Below are 2,638 nucleotides of genomic sequence, written 5' to 3' on the forward strand. Positions count from 1 at the left end.
TGTCAATGGACATCTGAAACTGCCCGTGGGCGGACATGAGAAGTGCCCGTAGGTGGCCAATAAGAACTGCCCAGTGGCGGACACGAATCTGCCCATGAGTGGGGGTGTCCGCCACCGGCTGGATCGGTCAGGTCAGGGGGTGGACTCCTTTCCCGTGCAGGGCTTGGGCCAGGCGTACGGAGTCGCCGCTGGTTTGGCAGAGGTGCGCGTGGTGTAGCAGCCGGTCGACGGTGGCGGTGGCCAATGTCTTGGGCATGAGTTCGTCGAATCCGCTGGGATGAAGGTTCGACGAGATGGCCACCGAGCGACGCTCGTAAGCGGCCTCGACGATGCGGTAGAGCCCTTCGGCGGCATCGGCACCGACCGGGAGAAGCCCGACGTCGTCGATGACGACGAGTTCGGCGCGCACGATCTTGGCCACGGCCTTGCCCAGGGTGTCATCGGCGCGGTGAGCCCGCACCAGTACCCCGATTTGTTCGAGGGTGAACCAGGCCACCGGCATCCCGGCCTCGATCACTTTCTGGCCCAACGCTTCGAGGAAGAATGTCTTGCCGGTGCCGGCCGGGCCGCAGACCACCAGGTTCTCCCGGCGGTGAACCCATTCCAGGGTTTGCAGCGCTTGCTGGGTGGGCAGCGGGATCGAGGAGGCGTTCGGGTCCCAGGCGTCGAAGGTCTTCCCCGTCGGGAATCCGGCGGCTTTGCGCCGCGATGCGAGCATGGATCGGGCCCGGCCGGCAGCTTCTTCGCTCAGCAGCGCTTTGATCACCTCGGTGGGGTCCCAGCGTTGGGATCGGGCGGTGGCCAGCACGTCGGCGGCGATCGCTCGGGCGTGCGGCAACCGCAGGTTACGCATCAGCGTTTCGAGGTCGGCAGGCAACTGCGCTGCGGCGGCTGTGGTGGTGGTCATGCGGTGCCTCCGTCGCCAGTGCTGATGATGGTGCGGCCGAACAGGTTCCATCCGCTGGTGCCTTGTGCCAGGGAGGTGTCTTCGTCGGCGCCGCGGCGCGTGAGGTCGAGGCCTTTGGCGGCCAGGATGGAGTCGAGGTCGCCGGTGGCGAAGCGCCCGTGCACTGCGGCATGACCCAAAGCCCAGTCCACATCCGCGCGCCCGGCCAGAGCGGAGAGTTCCACGGCATGGGCCATTTTCTGCAGGATCCGTTCGGTGCCGATTGCGGCGGCTTCTTTGAGCCATACCGCCGCGCCGGGCCCGAGCGCCAGGAAGGTCTGCTCGCTGACGGTGCGGGCCCGCACCCGGTAGTCACCGGGCACCTTGTCGCGGTGGCCGGGGAAATGGGTGTCGTCGATCGCGGGGCTGCCGGGGGTGGCCCGGCGGTGCCGCGCCACTTCGATCGGTCCGCGGTCGTCGAGGGCGCAGATCACGATCTCGTCGGTGCCGTCGTGGTTGCGGATCCACACTGTCTGGCCCAATAGTGTTGCTGGCAGCGAGTATTGGCAGCGTTCGAAGGTGACCATGGGGGTGTTGTCGGGAACCCGGCGGGTCACCCCGAGTGCCGCGGTGTGGGGCAGGTCGGGTATCGCGTGCAGGGCAGGGCGTTCTGCGGTGAGCATCTCGGCCGGCCGTCGCCCGGTGGTGCGGTGGGTGCGTGCGTTGATCTCGGTGGTGAACCGTGCGCACGCGGCTTCGACGTCGGCGAAGCTGCCGTACTGGGGTAGCAGGTTGGTATCGGTGGGCACGATGTCGGCTTTGGCGAGTTTGACGGCGTTTTCCACCCCGCCCTTGGTGGCAGGGTCGGCGGGTTCACAGGTCAGCACCGTGATGCCGTAGTAGCGGCCGAAGGTGACCGCGGCGCGGTTACGGACCGGCACCCCGGCGATGTGCCCGGTGGTGACGGTTTTCTCGTTGTCGGTCAGCAGATACGTCGGGGCACCCCCGATGATGCGGAAGATGCGGTCCAGCCCGGCGAAGACGCTCGGCGCGGTGCGGTCCCGCAACGCCACCACGACGCGGTAGCGGCTCCAGGCCAGCCACGCCACCAGCAGCACGATCCTGCGGCCGGCGACCAAGGGCCCGTCGGCGAAGTCGTACTGCAGCCACAAGCCCGGTTCGGTGATCCACGGCCGGTGTACCCGCGTATTACCCAGGCGCCATTGAGCTTTGACCTCGGCAACCGCCCGGCGAGTGGTACGGTCAGTGCCGGCATAACCCAACGCCACCAGCTTCTCGTGGGCCTTGTCGCCGCGGATCTTGCCCTTCGAATCAGCCACCCAGCCCTCGAGCAGATCGCGCCAATCGTCAATCATCCGGGCCCGCCGCGTCGCCGGCGGCAGGCCGGCGTCGCGGTCCTCGACAGCCTTCTTCACCGTGTGGTGCGAGCACCCGCATAACTCGGCCGCCGCGCGATAGGACCCGGTCAGGTCATAGGCGTTCAGAATTTCCATGAGTTCTCCGTCAGACTTCAAGTAGGTCTCTCCTGCGTGTTGTCGATCTCGACTAGGCATCGACATCGAAACCGCAGGAGAGGCCGCCACAGCGCTGACGCGCCGGACGGCACAGCTAGGTCTGGGCAGATTCATGACCGCCAGCGGGCACTTTCGTGTCCGCCGATGGGCAGTACTTATTGGCCGCGGATGGGCATTTTCATGTCCGCCAGTGGGCAGCTTTTCATGTCCGTCGACA

2 protein-coding genes are annotated in these 2,638 nt (G+C 66.8%); both read right to left on the reverse strand.

From position 1 onward, the window contains the following. Positions 1–127 precede the first annotated feature (127 nt). Entirely contained in the window at positions 128–907 is a 780-nt protein-coding gene (gene istB / locus ACAG25_RS24670) for an IS21-like element helper ATPase IstB (protein ID WP_370491049.1), read from the reverse strand. Then, a complete protein-coding gene (gene istA / locus ACAG25_RS24675) occupies positions 904–2,421 on the reverse strand; it encodes an IS21 family transposase (RefSeq protein WP_370491050.1) in 1,518 nt (505 codons plus the stop codon). Before istA ends, istB begins: the two co-directional genes overlap by 4 nt. Positions 2,422–2,638: the final 217 nt, after the last annotated feature.

Source organism: Mycobacterium sp. pV006 (genome assembly GCF_041287115.1).
Taxonomy (GTDB): domain Bacteria; phylum Actinomycetota; class Actinomycetes; order Mycobacteriales; family Mycobacteriaceae; genus Mycobacterium.

What these genes read in the sequence shown, in the direction of transcription:
- istB (WP_370491049.1), bottom strand. Translation starts at nt 907, where the DNA reads ATGACCACCACCACAGCCGCCGCAGCGCAGTTGCCTGCCGACCTCGAA.